At 64.2% G+C, this 18,270-nt stretch carries 15 protein-coding genes and 1 pseudogene; 10 read left to right on the forward strand and 6 right to left on the reverse strand.

Features of this window, described 5'->3' with window-relative positions; all coding sequences use genetic code 11:
• Positions 1-169 precede the first annotated feature (169 nt).
• A complete protein-coding gene (locus tag LFL96_RS00790; protein ID WP_281000858.1) occupies positions 170-1,162 on the forward strand; it encodes an aldose 1-epimerase in 993 nt (330 codons plus the stop codon).
• Between the two features lie 101 nt (positions 1,163-1,263).
• Here LFL96_RS00790 and LFL96_RS00795 read toward each other — a convergent pair whose 3' ends face one another.
• Both LFL96_RS00795 and LFL96_RS00800 read right to left on the reverse strand, forming a co-directional pair.
• Positions 1,264-2,061: an endonuclease/exonuclease/phosphatase family protein gene (locus LFL96_RS00795; RefSeq protein ID WP_280997027.1), complete on the reverse strand. Its 798-nt coding sequence runs from the start codon at positions 2,059-2,061 to the stop codon at positions 1,264-1,266.
• A 105-nt stretch (positions 2,062-2,166) separates the two neighbouring features.
• Positions 2,167-2,670, reverse strand: coding sequence for a hypothetical protein (locus LFL96_RS00800; RefSeq protein WP_280997028.1), 504 nt, complete (start codon positions 2,668-2,670; stop codon positions 2,167-2,169).
• A gap of 267 nt (positions 2,671-2,937) precedes the next feature.
• On the opposite strand from LFL96_RS00800, the gene LFL96_RS00805 reads away from it, so the two are divergent.
• The 4 genes from LFL96_RS00805 (at position 2,938) to LFL96_RS00820 (ending at position 6,498) form a co-directional block, all read left to right on the forward strand.
• Complete coding sequence (locus LFL96_RS00805) at positions 2,938-3,915, forward strand: AAA family ATPase (protein ID WP_280997029.1); 978 nt, start codon at positions 2,938-2,940, stop codon at positions 3,913-3,915.
• Positions 3,916-4,178: 263 nt separating this feature from the next.
• On the forward strand, positions 4,179-4,610 hold the full coding sequence (locus LFL96_RS00810) for a DUF4148 domain-containing protein (RefSeq protein WP_280997030.1): 432 nt from the start codon (positions 4,179-4,181) through the stop codon (positions 4,608-4,610).
• Between the two features lie 268 nt (positions 4,611-4,878).
• A complete protein-coding gene (locus LFL96_RS00815) occupies positions 4,879-5,985 on the forward strand; it encodes an NAD(P)/FAD-dependent oxidoreductase (protein ID WP_280997031.1) in 1,107 nt (368 codons plus the stop codon).
• A gap of 201 nt (positions 5,986-6,186) precedes the next feature.
• Entirely contained in the window at positions 6,187-6,498 is a 312-nt protein-coding gene (locus LFL96_RS00820; RefSeq protein ID WP_280997032.1) for a high-potential iron-sulfur protein, read from the forward strand.
• 188 nt (positions 6,499-6,686) lie between these two features.
• Here the strand turns inward: LFL96_RS00820 and LFL96_RS00825 are convergent, their stop codons facing one another.
• Together LFL96_RS00825 and LFL96_RS00830 are read right to left on the reverse strand one after the other, a co-directional pair.
• On the reverse strand, positions 6,687-8,249 hold the full coding sequence (locus LFL96_RS00825) for an amidase (RefSeq protein ID WP_280997033.1): 1,563 nt from the start codon (positions 8,247-8,249) through the stop codon (positions 6,687-6,689).
• Between the two features lie 243 nt (positions 8,250-8,492).
• Complete coding sequence (locus LFL96_RS00830) at positions 8,493-9,191, reverse strand: dienelactone hydrolase family protein (protein ID WP_280997034.1); 699 nt, start codon at positions 9,189-9,191, stop codon at positions 8,493-8,495.
• A gap of 301 nt (positions 9,192-9,492) precedes the next feature.
• Here LFL96_RS00830 and LFL96_RS00835 point away from each other — a divergent pair, with 301 nt between their 5' ends.
• From LFL96_RS00835 to LFL96_RS00845, 3 genes are all read left to right on the forward strand, one after another.
• Positions 9,493-10,596: a nitronate monooxygenase gene (locus tag LFL96_RS00835; RefSeq protein WP_280997035.1), complete on the forward strand. Its 1,104-nt coding sequence runs from the start codon at positions 9,493-9,495 to the stop codon at positions 10,594-10,596.
• Positions 10,597-11,088: 492 nt separating this feature from the next.
• The gene (locus LFL96_RS00840) at positions 11,089-12,234 is read left to right on the forward strand and encodes a branched-chain amino acid ABC transporter substrate-binding protein (protein ID WP_280997036.1); all 1,146 of its coding nucleotides are present in this window, start codon (positions 11,089-11,091) and stop codon (positions 12,232-12,234) included.
• A gap of 188 nt (positions 12,235-12,422) precedes the next feature.
• Positions 12,423-13,439 carry a cupin-like domain-containing protein gene (locus LFL96_RS00845; protein WP_280997037.1) on the forward strand — a complete coding sequence of 339 codons (1,017 nt, stop codon included), beginning with the start codon at positions 12,423-12,425 and terminating at the stop codon, positions 13,437-13,439.
• A 194-nt stretch (positions 13,440-13,633) separates the two neighbouring features.
• Here LFL96_RS00845 and LFL96_RS00850 read toward each other — a convergent pair.
• A pseudogene (locus LFL96_RS00850) lies at positions 13,634-15,046 on the reverse strand (collagen-like triple helix repeat-containing protein); the annotation flags it as partial.
• Here LFL96_RS00850 and LFL96_RS00855 point away from each other — a divergent pair.
• Positions 14,974-15,297, forward strand: coding sequence for a hypothetical protein (locus LFL96_RS00855; RefSeq protein WP_281000898.1), 324 nt, complete (start codon positions 14,974-14,976; stop codon positions 15,295-15,297). The pseudogene LFL96_RS00850 and the gene LFL96_RS00855 sit on opposite strands and share 73 nt — an antisense overlap.
• Positions 15,298-15,679: 382 nt before the next feature.
• Here the strand turns inward: LFL96_RS00855 and LFL96_RS00860 are convergent, their stop codons facing one another.
• On the reverse strand, positions 15,680-16,891 hold the full coding sequence (locus LFL96_RS00860) for an MFS transporter (protein ID WP_280997038.1): 1,212 nt from the start codon (positions 16,889-16,891) through the stop codon (positions 15,680-15,682).
• 333 nt (positions 16,892-17,224) lie between these two features.
• Here LFL96_RS00860 and LFL96_RS00865 point away from each other — a divergent pair, with 333 nt between their 5' ends.
• Positions 17,225-17,887 carry a pyridoxamine 5'-phosphate oxidase family protein gene (locus tag LFL96_RS00865; RefSeq protein ID WP_280997039.1) on the forward strand — a complete coding sequence of 221 codons (663 nt, stop codon included), beginning with the start codon at positions 17,225-17,227 and terminating at the stop codon, positions 17,885-17,887.
• Positions 17,888-18,270: the final 383 nt, after the last annotated feature.

The raw sequence follows: 18,270 nt of genomic DNA on the forward strand, positions 1-18,270 counted from the left end.
GTTTTCGGCTAATTTATTACTAATAATATTGACCGATGGGCTTTGGCGTGCGATTCTCGGTCGCGCGGACTCCGATAGTCCGCCGGCCGCGCACTGTGTGCGGCACGTTACAGGAGACACCGATGCGCGTTGCTGCCGGCATTCGTCCGTGGCCCCGCCTGTTCTGACCATGCGCGACGTTTCCCCTAATTCGCTCCAGCCGCGGCCCATCACGGCGCACGACGACCTTGTCTGGCTCGACGATCCCGTCATCGCGGCGTCGCTCGTCACGTTGCGGGCGGGTGCGCTGCGCGTCGTGCTGGCGCCCGAGGTGGGCGGCGCGCTCGCAGCGTTCTACGAAGTGACGCCCGAGGGTCCGCTGCACTGGCTGCGTCCGGCAACGCCGGCGGCGTTTGCCGGGCGCGACCCGCTGCAAATGGCGAGCTTTCCGCTATTTCCGTATTGCAACCGCATTCGCGACGCGCGCTTCACGTTCGACGGCGCCACGATCGATCTCGCCGGCAACGACCCGCGCTTCGCGCATGCGCTGCATGGCAACGCGTGGCGGCATCCGTGGCAGGTGGGCGCGCGTTCGGACAGCGCGGTGGAACTGCATTTCGAACACCAGCCGGATATGCGGCGGGTCGGCGACTGGCCGTTCCGCTATCGCGCGACTCAGCGGATCGCGTTGCGCGACGGCGCGCTCGTCATCACGATGTCCGCGCAAAATCTGTCCGGGCGGCCGATGCCGTTCGGCATGGGTCATCACCCGTACTATCCGCGCACCGCGGCAACCCGCGTGTACGCCGGCGTGCAGGCCATGTGGCATGCCGACGCCGACGTGCTGCCCACGCATCTCGGCGCGCATCCCGCCGTGGACGCATTGCGCACCGGCATGCCGGCGGACGAGTTCGACCTCGACAACAATTTCGCGAACTGGTCGCGCGAGGCGACGATCGCGTGGCCCGACGAGCAGCGTCAATTGACGATGACCGCCGACGCGCCGTTCGATCACATGGTGGTGTTTGCGCCGGCCAACGATCCGCAGCTGTGCGTGGAACCGGTGACGAATACGACCGACTGTTTCAACGCGGTAGGGCCGCGGGAGCAGGTGGGGGGCTGCGTGTTGCAGCCGGACGAGGGGATTGCCGCGACGCTGAGGTGGACGCCGCGCCGCGCGTAAGTGCGGGGTGCAAACGCGTGCAAACGGGTGCAGACGGGTGGTACGTGATGGGCGGCCTCGCGTGCTTTACTTCACGCTCGCCCGCCTTATTTCACCGTATCTCACTCCACCCTCAAGCGCGCCATATATGGCAGATGATCCGAGAGCCACGCGGTTTCCTGCGTCGGCTGAATCCATTCGACCGGTTTCATCCCGCGCACGAACATCTTGTCGAGCGCGAGCGCCGGTGAAAACGCCGGGAACGTGCGGCCCGATTCGCCGAGCAGCGTCGCGACTTCCTGCAGGCCGTGTTCGCCGAACAGCGGCACCGAATCGTTGCGCCAGTCGTTGAAGTCGCCCGCGAGAACCAGTGGACCTTCCGGCGCTTCCTTCGCGATCCAGTGCGCGATCCAGTTCATCTGCCGCAAGCGCGCGGAACGCGTCAGCGCGAGGTGCGCGCACAGCAGCGTCACGGAATGACCGCCGAAAGTCGCGCGCGCGACCAGCAAGCCACGCTTTTCGAAGCGATGCGCGGAGATATCCCAGCGCCCGCCGAGATCCAGCGGATGCGGCGACAGAATCGCATTGCCGTGCCGCCACGACGGTTTGAACACATTCGGCCCGAGCGCGATTTCCAGTTCGAGCGCGCGGGCGATTTCCGTGGCCTGGCAGTGCCAGACGTCGCTCAATGGATCGCCGAGCGGCGCGCCGAAACTGCGCGCGAGAACCGGCGACGGCATGCGCCGCGCCATCGCTTCCTGTAGAAAATAGGCGTCGGCGTGAGTGGACTGCACCCAGCGCTGCATCGCCTGCCAGGCCTGAAAGCCGAGCGGCGTGCGGCCCTTGTGCAGGTTCCAGCTCACCGCAATGAAGTCCTTCTGCGCGATGCTTTCGCGGATCAATTCTTCGGGGTTTCGCATGCCGCGTTATCCACGTGTTCTGTTTGAGGGCTTCGGTATCGCCCGTGTCGAGTTCGGTGTGACGCCGGTGCGCGACGGTGCGCTAGTCAGTGCATGGCCGGCGCGTCAATTCGCGGCGTCCGATGGCGTCGCGAGGCTTGCCCGCACGCGATAGACCAGGTTCGGGTTCCTGTCGACGATCGTCCAGCTCGCCCATTGCCCCGCCGGCACCTTCAGGCCCGGATGGCTCGCACTCACCTGACGCGGTTGCGGCGGCAGCTTGCAGCCGGTGTCGGTCTGCTGCGCGGTATCGTCCTCGAAGGTTTCCTGCGCTTCGATCTGCAGCGTCACGTCGTTCGCATCCGCCTGCAACGGCGACACGGTGAGCGTGCGCGTCAGGTCGAGACTGCCGGCCGGTTGATCCTTGCAGCCGACATTGTGTTGCACCACCTTGTGGTGCGTATCCGTGCGTGCCTGACCGACGGTCGTCGTGCCGTCGAACGCGTCGATCTGCTGACCGTCGCGCATCACCTGCAACTGCCATTGCACGACCTGCTGCGCCGGAGGTTGTTGCGCATTCGCAAGCAACGAAGTGCCGAGCAACACGGCCACGATACTGGTTTTCCACATAGCTACGCTCTCCAGTCACTGCACCTGCCGCACGGGCAGAGGGTCATCTTACGCCTGATGGGCGGAACGCTTTTCTGACACGGCAAACGGGGCCGGGTTCAGCAACACTGCATTGCAGATGCGTCCGCCGGTTACCGGAAACAACCGGTTGTTAGCAGCAGAGCCGCATGACTGCTGGCTTGCACGTCAATATGTCGTCGCTACACTGGACTCGAACCGGCGCGTATCCGGCGCCGTTGCAGCAAGACCAGCCAGACGGGGTGAGCGATGACAACAGCAATGGTCAAACAGGAAATCGCCGTGGCGTCCTTCAGTCAGGTGTACGACCTCGATCAGGTCGAGACCGCGCTGAACGATCTCGGCGACGGCGCGAACGAGGCGCTGCGTGCTACCTACGAAAAGATGCTGAAAACCGGCAATCTGCGTTTCTGCGTGAAGCCGAACCGGATGCCGTCGATCGACGATCTGATCGGCGCGCTGCCCAATTTTTCAGCGCCGCTCGACGATATCCGCAAGCAGGTCGCGCTGTGCCTCGAGACCGAGGACCGGCTCGAGTTGATGCCGATCCTGCTGCTCGGCGACCCCGGCATCGGCAAGACTCACTTTGCCAAGCAGTTGGCGCGCCTGCTCGGCACCGCCTATCAATATGTCGCGATGAGTTCGCTGACGGCGGGGTGGATTCTGTCGGGCGCGTCGTCGCAATGGAAGAATGCGAAACCCGGCAAGGTGTTCGATGCGCTCGTGAACGGCAGTTACGCGAACCCGGTGATCGCCGTCGACGAAATCGACAAGGCCACCGGCGATTCGCAATACGATCCGCTCGGCGCGCTGTACGCGCTGCTCGAACACGATACCGCGCAGAGTTTCATCGACGAATTCGCGGAGATTCCGATCAACGCCGGGCACGTGATCTGGATCGCGACGGCGAACGACGAGCGCGCGATTCCCGAGCCGATTCTCAACCGGATGAACGTGTATGAAATTCCGCCGCCGGATCACGCGGGCTCGCGCCGCATCGCCCAGGCGATCTACGACGAGATCCGCAGCGCGCACAACTGGGGGCTGCGTTTCCCCGAACTGCTTGGAGACGACGCGCTCGATGCGCTGAAGCCCGCCTCGCCGCGTGAAATGCGCCGCGCGATTCTCAATGGCTTCGGTGCGGCGCGCATCGACGGACGAGACCGGATTGCCGCCGGCGATATTCGCCTCGATTACGGAAACCGGCGAAAACCGATTGGTTTTTGAGTTTTTCGCCTGTTTTTCGTAGAAAAGCCGCCTCGTGCGGCTTTTTTTCGTCTCAAATCGGGAATCCCTACTGGAAATGCGGAGATTGCCGCAGCAATTGTTGCTAAATTTGAGATGCTAAGTTGTTTTCAATCGGGCTGGAATTTCAATAGCTAGGGAATACACTGAGTTCCATCGATGTGACGCGCAAAAAACCGCCAAGCGGCGCTCGGCGTCGCTCGGCAACGCACAGAACTCACTATCAACGACTATTGGAATCCATCATGAGAACCGCTTCCCTCGCTCTGCTTTTCTCCGTTTCGGTGGCTGTCGCCGCGCCCGCTTTCGCTAGCGGCTACGGTCCCGCGACCTCGTATCGTCCGGAAGTCGCCACCTACACGCAGCCGAGCACGGTGACCCGCGCCGACGTGAAGGCCGATGTGGTCCGTGCCCGCGCCGACGGCGAACTCAACCAGAATCCCTATGCGCCGATCTCGGCCGACAGCGTCGCCGCCACGCCCGACAACGGCCCGAAGACGCGTGCCCAGGTGAAGGCGGAACTGGCGCAGGCCCGTGCCAACGGTGAGCTGAATCTGAACCCGAACGCGCCGGCTTATCAGCAGCAGCTCGCGCTGGGCGGCTACACGGCGCCGCGTGCGCAGGCGACGAGCGCCGTCGCGAATACCGCGCGCCGTGGCGTCAGCACGCAGGACTAAGCTGAGCGCAACGAGCGCTGCACGCCGCCTCGGCGTACACTGAACCGTCTGGCCGCTACGTTTTACCTGCACTGAAACCCGAATGCCCGCCGTCGTTTGCGACCGCGGGCATTCGCGTCTATGCGCAGTCGTACAATTTTGCGTGGCAGTCAAAGAGACGGCAGGGCGTTCGATAACGAGCAGTCGGCGGCATGCATTCGCCGGATCCTGTCTACATCACCATCGGCTGAACGAGGCAGCGCGCGGCGAACGGGCCGCGTCAACGGACATGGACCAAATCGAATGTGTAGTGATCGGCGCGGGCGTGGTCGGTCTGGCGGTGGCACGCGCGCTGGCGGCGCGCGGCCGTGAAGTGATCGTGCTGGAAGCGGCCGAGGCGATCGGCGTCGGCACCAGCTCGCGCAATAGCGAAGTGATCCACGCGGGCCTCTACTATCCGCGCGGATCGCTGAAGGCCACCCTCTGCGTGCGTGGCCGCGAAATGCTCTACGACTTTTGCGCGGAACACCACGTGCCGCACTCGCGCTGCGGGAAACTGCTCGTCGCGACGTCGCGCAATCAGATTCCGCAGCTCGAAGCGATCATGGCGAAGGGGCGCGAGAACGGCGTGCTCGACCTGATGCGGATCACCGGCGATCAGGCTCAGGCGCTCGAACCGGCGCTCGATTGTGTCGAGGCGGTGTTCTCGCCGCAGACGGGCATCGTCGATAGTCATCAACTGATGCTGGCGATTCAGGGCGACGCGGAACGCGACGGCGCGGTGTGCGCGTTTCATGCGCCGGTCGAAGCGATCACCGCGAGCAATGGACGCTTCATCGTGCAAGTGGGCGGCGGCGCGCCGACCACGATCAGCGCCGCCTGCGTGATCAACAGCGCCGGTCTTCAGGCCAATGCGCTCGCCCGGAAAATTCGCGGACTCGACGCGCGTCACGTGCCGCCGCTTTATCTCGCGCGCGGCAACTACTTCAGCATCTCGGGACGCGCGCCGTTCAGCCGTCTGATCTATCCGATGCCGAACGAGGCCGGCCTCGGCGTGCATCTGACCATCGACCTGGGTGGTCAGGCGCGTTTCGGTCCCGACGTCGAATGGGTCGACGCGATCAATTACGACGTCGATCCGCAGCGGGCGGAATCGTTTTACGCGGCGATTCGCGCGTATTGGCCGGCGCTGCCCGACGGTGCGTTGCAACCTGCCTATGCGGGCATTCGTCCGAAGTTGTCGGGACCGGGCGAGCCGGCCGCGGACTTCGTGATTCAAGGCCCGGCCGCGCATGGCGTGCGCGGACTCGTCAATCTGTTCGGGATCGAGTCGCCGGGTTTGACGGCGTCGCTAGCGATTGCGCAACGCGTGTGCGAGGTGAGCGGACGCGCGTAGTGTGTTGCGCGGCTCTTTGCGATTCATTCTCATTTCGCACGACCAACCGCTTAGCCGTTGCGCGACATTCTGGCGCAGCGCCCGTACCGATTCGGTTATCTCTATCATTTGGGTTGTCACGCGCGAGGCCTTCGTTGCTATCCTTGGGGACCGCTGTCACTAGAACGGCGATCAGTTCTATATAAATGGAGTGAGTCCCCCATGAAATCTTCCCGTCGTACATTTTTGATCACCAGCATTGGTGTGGCGTCCACGTTGGCACTGTCGCGCACGGCATTCGCCGACGCACCGAAAGTCGCCGAAACCGATCCGACCGCTCAAGCTCTCGGCTACAAGGCCGACGCCACCAAAGTCGACAAGGCCAAGTACGCGAAGTACGTGGCAGGTCAAGACTGCAGCAACTGCAGCTTCTACCAGGCGAAGCCGACCGACGCATGGGGCGGCTGCCCGATGTTCGCGGGCAAGCAGGTCGCGGGCAAGGGCTGGTGCAGCGCCTATAACAAGAAGGCCTGATCACATGTGAATCGCGCGCGCCGTCCGGTGACGCGCGAAGTGCGCCGCGACAAGGCGGCGTGCGATCGAACTTCGATCATTGAGGCGTCTGTCGTCGAGTGCGGCAGACGCCTCTTTGCATTGGGGCTTGCGTCTGCGAGGCGACCGCGAACTCGATCGCGAACACAACCGGGAACACGGTCGCGAACTCAGCTACGAGCCTGCATCAACGGCGGCCGTTTATCGAACCACGGCCGCGCGGTTTCGAGTTGCGCGGCCAGACGCAGCAGCGTCGCCTCGCCGCCTTCACGCGCGGCGAACTGCACGCCGACCGGCAGACCACGCGCGTTCCAGTACAACGGCACCGACATCGCCGGTTGTCCGCTCAGATTGAACAACTCCGTGCAACCGGCCCACGCGAACGCCTTGTTCGACGCCTCGGTCAGCATCTTTTTCACCAGCGCTTCGATCGGCACCGTGGTGACGGCGCGCATCTGCAATCGCTCGGCGCGCGTGGGATGCATCTCGCCGATCTTGATCGGCGCGGCGGCGAGCGTCGCGCACAGCAGCACGTCGTAGCGGTTCAGCAGATCGGTAAGCCGCGCGGAGATGCGGCGCTGCTCCTCGAGTGCGGCCGGCAATCCGCGCTCGCCGAGCTTGCGGCCGACGTGCGCCATCGCCCATGTCGAAATTTCGAATTCGCCGCGCGACGGTTTGCGGCCCGTGATGCTTTCGGCGTTCAGCACCAGTTCTTCCGCGGTCACCGACCACAGCGTCAGAAATGCATGACGAACCGCCGCGAAATCGATGCCGAGCGACACGGGTTCGATGTTGTGGCCGAGCGAGCGGGCGAGTTGCGCGGCGTCGTCGAGCGCGGCGCGCGAATCGGTGGAGAGCGACGGCGCCAGCATCGACTCGGTGACGTATGCAATGTTCAGCGGTTTGCACGGCTCGCGGCTCGCGCCGAGAAACGTGCCGGGCGCGCCGAGCGGACGCTGTGCGTTGCCCGTCAGCAGATCGAGCAGCAACGCGCTGTCGCGCACGCTACGCGAGATCGCATGGTCGACGCCGAGTTCGCCGGCGCCCGGCGGTGCGGCGCGCGGCACACGTCCGCGCGATGGCTTGAGGCCGAACAGTCCGCAGCATGACGCCGGAATGCGGATCGAGCCGCCGCCGTCGGATGCATGCGCGAGCGGCACGATGCCGGCCGCGACCGCTGCCGCCGCGCCGCCGCTCGATCCGCCCGGCGTGTGATCGAGATTCCACGGGTTGCGGCACGCGCCGAATAGTTCGGGCTCCGTATAAGGCATCTGCCCGAGTTCGGAGGTGCTGGTCTTCGCGAAGATGTTCAGACCGGCCGCCTTCGCAAGCGTGACGACCGGCGCGTCCGTGGCGGGAATGAAGTGGCGGTAGTGACGGCTGCCCATCGCCATGCGCAGACCCGCGACCGGCGCGCCGAGGTCCTTGATCAGATAGGGCACGCCGGCCAGCGCCTGTTGCGCGCTCGGATCGCTTCCGGTCGACGGGCCCGCGCCGTTGGCCCGGTTCGCATCGTCACGCGACGCGCGTTGCCGCGCGGCGTCGTAGTCCTTCAGCACGATGGCGTTGATCGCGGGATTGACGGCCTCGGTGCGCGAGATTGCGATGTCCAGCAATTCGCGGGCGCTCGCCTCGCGGGTGCGCACGAGTTCGGCGAGGCCGATGGCGTCATGGGCGAGATAGTCTGATTGCACGACGGAAGGGTCCTCGCTGTCGAAGGTGGATTTCGGCATTGCGTCCATGCAACGGACGAAAGTCGTCGCGCATGGAAAGACGGCGCGTCACCGACGCGCCGTCTTCAGGAGAGTAACCGAGTTACACGCGTGTGTTATCGGCTTGAACAAAAAGGCACAAATCAGACACGCTTGATGGCGCTATCGAAACATGGAAACACAGAAACACCATCGGCAAGCGCTGCCGGCAGGCGCAGTCAACAATGCGCCCGGCAACCGCGCTCAACGAACGTCAATCCATCATCAAAGCCGTTCGCCGAGGAACGTCAACGTGCGGCCGTGCGCGAGCGCCGATGCGCGCTGGTTGTACGACGCGCGCTCCGAACAGTTGAAGCCGTGATCGGCGTTCGGATAGATGTGGAATTCGGCATCGGTGCGGCCCGCGAAGCGCTCCTGAATCTGACCCACCGCCGACAGCGGAATATGCGCGTCCAGTTCACCGTAGTGGAACTGCATCGGCACGGTGATCTTCGCGGCTTCGTCGAGCTGGTTCTGGATGCCGCCGCCGTAGTAGGCGACCGCGCCGTCGAGCGTGCCTTGCGCCGCCGCCAGATACGCGAGCCGGCCGCCGAAGCAGTAACCGATCGCGGCGACCTTGCCGGTCACTTCCGGCATCGCGCGCAATGCGGCGGCCGCCGCGCCGATGTCGGCCACGGCTTCATCGACCTTCAGCTTCTGCATCAACTCGATGCCTTTCTCGCGATCCGCACCGTCGTAGGTGAGTTCGACGCGCGGCTGCACGCGCCAGAACACATCCGGCGCGAGGGCCACGTAGCCGTCCTGCGCGTACTGATCCGCAACCGAACGGATGTGACCGTTCACGCCGAAGATCTCCTGAATGATGATGACGGCCGGCCCCGCGCCGCCGCGCGGCAAGGCCAGATAGCCGCCGAAGCTGTCGTTGCCGGCGGGAATGTCGATCCATCGGGAAGTGATGCTCATCGTGCTCTCCATGAACCCGCGCGCGAATGGCGCGAGGGTGGTGGTGTGAATGTCGGGGTGAGTGTCTGCGTGAACAGCGGACGCAGCGGCGGGTACGAATGTCTGAAGCGGTCAGTCAGTGTGCCAAAAAATGTCCGGCGCTGCAGCGCGGCGCCCACGCCAGGTACCGCGCGCCGCGTGATTCTCGTAAGGCGATTGAAACGTTCTCGATTATTCATTTTCCGGTCGCGGAGCAGCCCGGTAGAGTCGAACGTATCCGGCTCGCGAATGGCGCGAGCGCATCGACGACAAGGCCCCCATCATGAGTGAAATCCGTTTTGTCACACCGTTCGCCGAACGTTTCGGTTTGCGCGTGCCGGTCGTGCAGGCGCCGATGGCCGGCGGCGCGACCACGCCCGCGCTGGTCGCGGCGGTGTCGAACGCCGGCGGCTTCGGCTTTCTGGCGGGCGCCGCGCTGAGCCCGGAGAAGATCGCGAGCGAAGTCGCGGCGATCCGCGCGCTGACGGATCGTCCATTCGGCGTGAACCTGTTCGTGCTCGATCCGGCCGCGCCGGACGACGCCACCGTGCGTCGCGCGCTCGAAGCGATCGACCCCGTGCGCGCCGATCTCGGCTTGCCGCCGGGCCAGCCGCTCGAACGCTACGCGCCGGACTTTCGCGCGCAACTGGAGATGCTGATCGAATTGCGCGTGCCGGTGGCGAGTTTCACTTTCGGGCTGCTGCCGGCACACGACGTCAAGCGTCTGCACGATGCCGGTCTATATGTAATAGGCACCGCCACCCACACGGCGGAAGGCATCGCGTGGCGCGACGCGGGCGCCGATGCGATCGCCGCGCAAGGGGCGGAGGCGGGTGCGCATCGCGGCACCTTCATCGGCGCGTTCGAGGATGCTTTGGTCGGCACGCTGGCGCTCGTTCCGCAACTCGTCGATGCGACCGGCCTGCCGGTGCTCGCGGCGGGCGGCATCATGGACGGCCGCGGCATCGTCGCCGCGCTCGCGCTCGGCGCGCAGGCCGCCGCGATGGGCACCGCGTTTCTCACCTGCCGCGAGAGCGGCATTCCTCCGGTATGGAAGACCCGCATACGGGAAACGTCGGACACGTCGACCACCGTGACGCGCGCCATCACCGGCCGGCATGCGCGAGGCATACGCAATCCGTTGATGCAGCGATTGAGCGAAGCCGCGCAGAAGATCGCGCCGTATCCGGTGCAAAACGCATTGACGCAGGAGTTGCGGCAAAGCGCGGCGCGCGCGCAGAACGGCGACTACCTGTCGCTCTGGTCGGGGCAGGGCGCGCCGCTCGGCCGCGCGCGTCCGGAAGGGATCGGCGCCGCCGAACTGATGGCGCAACTCGAACAGGAATGGCTCGCGGCGAGTGCGCGCATCGGGGCTCAGCGGAGTTGATCGAATGTGACGTGGGTATGTGACCCGGACAAGATAAGGACAAGACCAGGACAACACCCTGACACGCCTCAGGCGCGCCCCCGCTTCACGCGGCGGCGCGCCTTCTTTTTAAGCACAACGCCTAATGGAGCATTAGCGTTTTAACCGTCGAAATGCGAAAGAGCGTGCGGTTAGACGAAACTCTCACGTAGCGGAAACCCGCATGGGCTGGTGCTCTCCAGCCAGTCTGCCGGACCGGAATCGACCCCTGTTGGATAAACGCTATTAGTGTTGATCCCACTTCCTCAAAAAAGCCCCACAAATTAATTTGATCGCCTACACTTGCGCGCAAGTACGGTTTGCCGCCTGCCACAAACAGGTCCGGCGAGCGTACTGGCCAAGTGCATGAACGATGCAACCGGCGTGGTCGTCCACGGGACTGAGCGACACGTGTAGGGGAAGCGGGGGCACAGGGCGATTACGTTGTTTTTGGGACCGAAACTGGAGACTTACATGAACATCAAGATTCAAAAGCTGTTGCCGATCAGCGCTGCGGCGATGCTGTTCGCAACGTTGGCAACTTCCGCGGCAGCTGACCAGGTCGTCAAGATCGGCCACGTTGCACCGCTGACCGGCGGTATCGCTCACCTGGGTAAAGACAACGAAAACGGCGCGCGCCTGGCAGTCGAAGAAATCAATGCCAAGGGCCTCACGATCGGCGGCCAGAAAATCACGCTGCAACTCGACGCTCAAGACGACGCAGCCGACCCGCGTACTGCTACGCAGGTCGCGCAGAAGCTGGTCGACGACAAGGTCGTCGCGGTGGTCGGTCACTTGAACTCGGGTACGTCGATTCCGGCTTCGAAGATCTATAGCGATGCTGGCATCGTGCAGATCTCGCCGTCGGCAACCAACCCGGCTTACACGCAACAAGGCTTCAAGACGACGTACCGCGTCGTCGCGACCGATGCGCAACAAGGTCCGGCACTGGCTAACTACGCAGCCAAGGGTCTGAAAGTGAAGAGCGTCGCGATCGTCGACGACTCGACCGCTTACGGCCAGGGTCTCGCGAACGAATTCGAAAAGACCGCAAAGTCGCTGGGTCTGAACGTGATGTCGCATGACGCGACGAACGACAAGGCTGTCGACTTCCGCGCGATTCTGACGAAGATCAAGGGCGAAAACCCGGACGCGATCATGTACGGCGGTATGGACGCAACCGGCGGCCCGTTCGCCAAGCAAGCCAAGCAGCTCGGCCTGCGCGCGAAGGTGCTGGCAGGCGACGGCGTCTGTACGGACAAGCTGTCGGATCTGGCTGGCGACGCAACCGACAACATCGTCTGCTCGGAAGCCGGTATGGCGCTCGAAAAGATGGCTGGCGGCTCGGCGTTCATGGCCAAGTATCAGAAGCGTTTCGGTCAGCCGATCCAGATCTACGCACCGTTCACGTATGACGCTGTGTACATCATCGTCGACGCAATGAAGCGCGCTAACTCGACCGATCCGGCGAAGATCCTGGCAGCGATGCCGGCGACGGACTACAAGGGCGTGATCGGTGAAACCACGTTCGACTCGAAGGGCGACCTTCAGCACGGCGTGATCTCGCTGTACAACTACAAGGCAGGCAAGAAGACGCTGCTCGACGTAGTGAAGATGTAAATCCGCATGATCGAAGACGGCTTCGTCGCTGTCTTCGATTGGCCGGTCAAAAGGCACGCGCACCGTAGGGTTCGCGTGCCTTTTTCTTTTTGGATGGCGCTTCGTCGTGGCCCTTTGTCGTGGCGCCGCGCATGCAGACGTGCGACGGCCGGCGGCCAACGTGACGCGCCCCTGACGAGGAAAACGCCATGAGCACCGTGCCCCGTTCGTTCGACGACGACTGGCGCCGCTGGATCGCCGAGAATCTGCTGCTCGATGCGGCGCCCGCCGCGTTGCACGAGGCGTTGATCGAGCATGGCTTCGACGCGGCGCAGGCGGCACGCGAAATCGATGCGGTACTCGCCAGTCCTTATTTTCACGGCGCGACGCGCTTGCGCAATCGTTTGCGAAAGCGCGACTGGATTCTTTCGGTGTACGGCACGCTCGATCGCATGCGCGCGGACAGCGGCGAGATCGAGCGGCGCGAGCGTTTGCCGCGCGATGAATTCTTCGAGCAGTACTACTGCCGGAACCGGCCGGTCATCATCACCGGTGCATTCGATTTCTGGCCCGCGCGTACCGCGTGGAATTTCGATTATTTCCGCGAGCGTTGCGGCGAATGCGAAGTCGAAGTGCAGTTCGGCCGCGAGTCGGATGCGGACTACGAAATCAATCAGCCGCGACTCAGGCGAAGCATGCGATTCGCCGATTATGTCGATCTCGTCGAGCGCAGCGGTCCGACGAACGATTTCTATATGACCGCGAATAACACGTCGAAAAATCGCGCGGCGCTCGCGGCGTTGTGGGCGGATGTGCTGGTTATCGATGCATATCTCGACGCGGCATCGGCGGATACCGGTTTTTTCTGGATGGGACCGCCCGGCACGAAAACGCCGTTTCACCATGACCTGACCAACAACTTCATGGCGCAGGTGATTGGCCGTAAAAAGATCAAACTGGCGCCGCTGTCGGATACGCCGCAGATGGCCAATCATCTGCATTGCTATTCGCAGGTGGACGGCGCGGCGATCGACTACGAACGTTTTCCGTCGATGCGCGACGCGCGGGTGTTCGAATGCACGCTCGCGCCCGGCGAGTTGCTGTTTTTGCCGATCGGCTGGTGGCATTACGTGGAAGGACTGGACGCGTCGGTGACGATGACGTTCACCAACTTTCTGCGGGGTAACGATTTCGCGAGTCGATACGACACGTATCACGAGTTGTAAAAAGATCGCGGGCGGGTCGCGTGCGTCGCGTGCGATTGGTTTGGCGCTTTCGATTCGTTGCGATTTCACGCACGCGCTGGACTCGGTGCCGATAAAAAAACGGCGAGCCGGTTGCCCGGCTCGCCGCCCCCCTTTCGACGCTGTGTGTGTCGCGCGTCGTTATTTGCTGCCTTTATCGGTTTTCACCGCCTTCGTTATTTTTTGGTCCCGAGGGCGCCAAGGCCGCCGAGCAAGCCGCCGCCCGCTGCGCCGCCGGCAGACGTCGCCGTGCTGGTCAACGTGCCGGTGACGGTGTTCAGCAGGCCAGTGACGGGTGCCAGCGGACTGCTGCCCCCGCTGCCGTTGCCGCTGCCGCCGTTGCCGCCGTTCGATCCGGCGCCCGTCGCCGAACCGAGCGCGCCGGTCAGCGACGACACCGCGGACGTCACCGGCGCCAGCGGATTGCCGCCGCCGGCCGCACCGCCCAGCGCGCTGGTGATCGAACTCACGACACCCGTCAGCGGCGCCAACGGACTGCTGCCGCCGGCCGCCCCGCTCAGTGCGCCCGTCACCGAATTCACGACACCGGTCAACGGCGCGAGCGGACTACCCGTGCCGCCCGCCGCACCGCTCAGGGTGCTGATCACGTTGTTCAGCGGCGCAAGCGGGCCGCTGCCGCTGCCACCGCTCAAACCGCTGCTCAGCGTGGCGGGCAACGCGGTGATGATGTTGGTCAACGGGGCGAGCGGGGTGCCGCTCAACGGATTGCCCGACCCGCCGCTGCCCGGATTGAAGATGCCGGTCAGACCGCCCAGCGGACTGCCGCCGCTGCCGCCCGATGTCAGCAAGCCGCCCGCCGACGTGACTGTGTCGCCGAGCTTCGTGACGACATTTCCGAGGTTCTGTCCGATCGGATTGCTGGTCGCGCTGCTGATCTGGCCGCCCGCGCTGTCGAGGCCGTGGCCGATGGTCGACAGCAGTCCGTTCAGCGGGCTGCCGAGGCCGGTCGTGTCGCCGACGGTTTGCGTGGTCTGCGCGAGCGTGCTGGTGATCGGCGTGATCGTCGTGCTGACGGTTTGCGTGACCTGCTGGATCGGGCCGTTCGTCAACTGCGAGCCGAGTTGCGTGCCGAGGCCGCTCACCGCGTTGCCGAGGGTGGAGACGGTGCTGCCGAGCGGCGTCGTGAGTGGGCTGAGCGGGGCGGTCGGGCCGCTGCCGAGACTGGTCACGAGTTGCCCGGCGCTGTTGACCGCCTGGCCGGTGTCGACCACCAGGTTGCCGCTGCTGGCCAGCGTGGTGCCGAGCGGATCGGTCGAGTTGCCGAGCTGACCGAGGCCGTTCGCCGCGCCGGTGCCGAGCGCGGTGACGCCGCTGCCGAGGTTCGAGACGACGTTGCCGAGCGCCGTGGTGGTGGCCGGGTTGGCGCCGGGGATCGGCGTGAGGCCGATCTGGCTGCCGACCGCGGACACCGTTTGGCCGGTCGCCGTGATGACGTTGCCGGTGTTCTGGACGACTACGCCGATGGGGTTGGCGGAGGTTGGGGTGGGCGTCGGTGTTGGCGTCGGTGTTGGTGTCGGTGTTGGTGTCGGTGTCGGTGTTGGTGTCGGTGTCGGTGTCGGTGTTGGCGTCGGTGTCGGTGTTGGTGTCGGTGTCGGTGTCGGTGTGGGCGTCGGAGTCGGAGTCGGCGTTGGTGTGGGCGTCGGCGTCGGTGTTGGCGTCGGTGTTGGCGTCGGTGTGGGTGTCGGCGTGGGCGTCGGTGTCGGCGTGCCGCCACCCGATCCGCCGCCGGAACCCGAACCACCCGCGCCTGCCCCCGCGCCCGCTCCACTGCCCGCGCCAGTCGGACCGACGCCGGTCAGCGTGCTACCGCATCCTGTGAGGATGATCATCGACGATACGCACATCGCGATCGCCGACAGTTTGAAATTGCGATTCATGGTCTGCTCCCCCGTAGTCTTTGGACATTGCTGGGAGAGCTAACTGCAAGGCCTATGCCATTTTGATTTTCACTCGCGTGAGACGAGATAACTCGTTACGAATCAAAAGGATAGAGATGTCGGGTTCGACGTTGCAAGGCTTGCTTCGTGCCGATGTGTCGCGGAACACGCGAGGCTGTCAGCCGCGCGTAACGTAACGCGACCAGGTGAGTTTGCGACCGGGCGGACTCGGCACTTCAGTCGGCAAACGCTCAGTCGCTCAAGCGCTCTGTCGCTCAGTCGCTCAGTCGCCGCAAACCACAGCCGCTTCAATCCTCAACCGCCTCAAATCTTCAACCGCCGCAAGATCTTCGGCCCGCCGATCGCGATCGCCGCCGCGCACACCGCCACCACCGACAAGCCGATCGGCAGACTCGTCGCCTGTGTCACCGCGCCGATGATCACCGGCCCGAACAGCAGCCCGAAGTAGGCTAGCCCGGCGACATGGGCCAAGCCTTCCGCTGCGTGAATCCCCTTGACGCTCGCCGCCGCGGCGAACAGCACCGGCATCATGTTCGCGAGCCCGAGCCCCATCAAGGTGAAGCCGATCAAGGCGGCGACCGGATTCGGCAGCAGCAGCGCGCCGACCATCCCCGCGCAGGCGAGCGATGCGCTCGCCATCACCAGTTGCGGCGCGCCGAAGCGGGCGCGCACCACGTCGCCGGCAAAACGCGCGGCCGACATGCCGCCGGAGAACGCCGCATACGCCGCGCTCGCGAGCGCGGGCGTGGTCAGCACGACGTCGCGCATATAGACAGTCGCCCAGTCGTACATCGCGCCCTCGGCGATCAGCGCGACCAGCGCCATGGCGCCCAGCGCCCACAAGGCCGGCGAGCGCCAGCGGTTGGCGCGCGGCGTGCCGGCGTCCGGATGATCGGCGTGGGGCACGTGCGGCAATACGGCGGGACAGGCGATCACCAGCACCAGCGCACTGACCGCCGCAGCGAGCGCCAGATGCAGCGCCGGCGCCATGCCGTGCGCCAGCAGCGCGCCGCCGGCTGCCGCGCCGGCCATCCCGCCGATACTGAACATGCCGTGCAACGACGACATGATCGGCTTGCCGAGCGCCTTCTCCACGGCGCTCGCTTCGGCGTTCATCGCGACGTCCAGCGTGGCCATGCCGGCGCCGAACAGGGCCAGCACGATCAGCAGCATCCAGTAAGCGGGCACCAGCAGGATCAGCACGCCGCAGCCCGCCATCACGAGACCGCCGCTCAGACAGGCGCGCCGCGTGCCGACCCGCGCGATCCACGACGCGTTCATCACCATCGCGACGATCGAACCGCCTGCGAGCGCCAGCAGCGCGAGCGACAGCATGGCCGCGTTCAGATGGAACCGGTCGCGCACGGTCGGCACGTGAACCCCCCACGACGCGTACATCATCCCGGCGATGAAGAACAGCGCCATCGTCGCGTAACGCGCGCGCTGCCGGGCAGTGATGGATAGCGCGCGATGGGCGGCGGGCAGGGCGGCAAGGTCGGGGGAGTGGTCGGACACGAAAAATCTCGGGGATGAGGCAGGAAGAAAGCGCGTTGAAAGCGAATTTCCGATTCTAACGAAGCAGGCTGTCTTATGCTTGGAAGCGGGTTATTGCATATTGGCGGCGGTGCGCTTCGCGACCGGACTTTTTGCGGAGGGGCGTGAGTTACGAGTCGTGAGCCAGGCTTTGCCGAAAAGAAGCTCGCTGGCCGATTCATCGCCTGATCTATTCGCCGCCGGTTCCATTCACCGCCGGTTCGATTCACCGCTGGTTCGATTCACCGATTCGCTGCTTCACCGATCTGCCGCTTTCAACACCCTTTTCGCTGTCGATTCCCCAAGGACGCGCACTTGAACATCCCCGCACACGCCCCGCTGCATCTGCTGCACACGGCTGCCGCCGGCACGCTCGCCACGCACGCGCGCCAGCCGGAGGGCTTTCCGTATCCGACGGTGCTGCCGTTCGCGCCCGACCTGCAGCATCGGCCGACGATTCTGGTGAGTCGCCTCGCGGAGCACACCCACAATCTGCACGCGGACCCGCGCGCGGGCTTCCTCGCCTTCGACGCGCCCGACGCCGATGTCCTGAGCGGTCCGCGCGTGACCCTGCTCGGCACGTTCGAACCGCTCGAATCGAGTCCGGAGGTCGTGCGACGTTATTTACGCTATCACCCCGACGCCGAGCGCTACCTGGTGCTCGGCGACTTCACGTTCTGGTCGATGCGGCTGGAACGTCTGCGCTACATCGGCGGCTTTGGCGCAATGGGGTGGCTTTCCGGCGATGAACTCGATCCGCTGCCGCCGCTGTCGTTCGACGAAGAAAACACACTGATCGAGCACGTCGCCGACCGGACGGCGAGCGTCGACGGATTGCAGTGGCTCGGCGTCGATCGATACGGCGCCGACCTGAAGCGCGACGGAATACGCGCCCGCGTCGCCTTCGACGATCCCAAAATGAATAGCGAAAGCTTGCACGCTGCGCTCGAAGATTGCATCTCACGCTACGCGGAATAATTTTTTTATCGTGATTCCGGGAAAACGCTCATACGGCAATAACAGCGCAGGCGCCTATCCGCAATATGTTCCGATGTTTCATGTTAAAGCTCTCATGGCATGAAATGTTGATGCCGGATCGGTATCGCAAATTTCATGATTTGCTAATTAATCCCATAATTACAGGCATGCACCAGGAATTTTTAGCAAGAAAAGAAATTAGCTATTTGAAAGGCAGTGCGTAACGGTTAGGCGTACGCCGAAATTTTTTGAAACGACTACGCATTAATTTTGCGTGCGTGCTTTTGCAGTCTTTCTATTTTGTGTTAATCTCGCCAACAAATTCCGAGGCATGATCAACCTTCAAAGGGCAAGCTGGCTTAAGACTGGCAGTCATTTATCCA

Origin of the sequence: Paraburkholderia sp. D15, assembly GCF_029910215.1 — a bacterium.
Taxonomy (GTDB): Bacteria; Pseudomonadota; Gammaproteobacteria; order Burkholderiales; family Burkholderiaceae; genus Paraburkholderia.